Genomic DNA, 886 nt, shown 5'->3' with positions numbered 1-886 from the left:
GCTCTCCATTCATCATTACTTAATTTTTTATACATACCTAACCTCCTGATAAAATGTTATTTCCTTAATTTTATCAATTGGAGATTTTAGTATCTAGGTACTTAATTTTTGACGCTTACTCATATAAGCAGCTATCTGCCAATTCTATAAGATTTGTATAAGTATCATTTTTATCTAAAATCTTGTAGTAACATCCAACACTTACAGTAACATAATTGCTAACCTCTGAAAAATTGTGTTCTAACTCCAGATCATGTATTTGATTGCAAATAGTCTCACCTAATATTTTCAATGAAAGCTTATCAATGTTGTAAGATATTATAAGAAATTCTTCTCCACCATATCTAATTACAATATTATTATCTCCACAGATATCTTTAATTTTACTAGCTACTGATGATAATATGATATCTCCCTTGATATGACCATATCCATCATTATATTTTTTGAAATAATCAATATCTAGCATAATAACACCAATACTAATAGCATCATTGAACTTTAATTGGTTTTCTAAAAGGTAATTTTTATTTAACACCTTTGTTAGTTTATCTATATATGCATCTTTAATCATCACTGTATTTGAATTATATAAACTCTCAATTACATGAGTTTTATATTTGTTTTCTAATTCCTTTTGATAACGTTCATAGATAAGGATGAAGTCATCTTGTATCATTGAAGTATGTATAGAAACATATTTGTTAAAGTATATAAATGATAAATAGTAATCATCCGTTTTTTCATATAACTCCCCTAATGAAAAATAAGATAGTGTAAAATTTATTTACACTTCTTTCTTTAAAAATCTTTATATATCAAGGTTTTAGAAGTTTTTTTGCATAAAAAAACAACGACCCCCTGATTTCTATGTTAAAATTGAATC

Annotated in this window: 1 protein-coding gene; it reads right to left on the bottom strand. The window is 25.6% G+C overall.

Annotated features, from left to right (window positions below; translation table 11 throughout):
• Positions 1-115: 115 nt before the first annotated feature.
• Entirely contained in the window at positions 116-679 is a 564-nt protein-coding gene (locus tag KQI30_RS16850) for a GGDEF domain-containing protein (RefSeq protein WP_216464495.1), read from the bottom strand.
• Positions 680-886: the final 207 nt, after the last annotated feature.

This window comes from Clostridium bornimense (genome assembly GCF_018917145.1).
Classification (GTDB): domain Bacteria; phylum Bacillota; class Clostridia; order Clostridiales; family Clostridiaceae; genus Clostridium_AN; species Clostridium_AN bornimense_A.
Note: the sequence above shows the minus strand (reverse complement) of the source record. Positions and strands in the feature narration are given on the sequence as shown.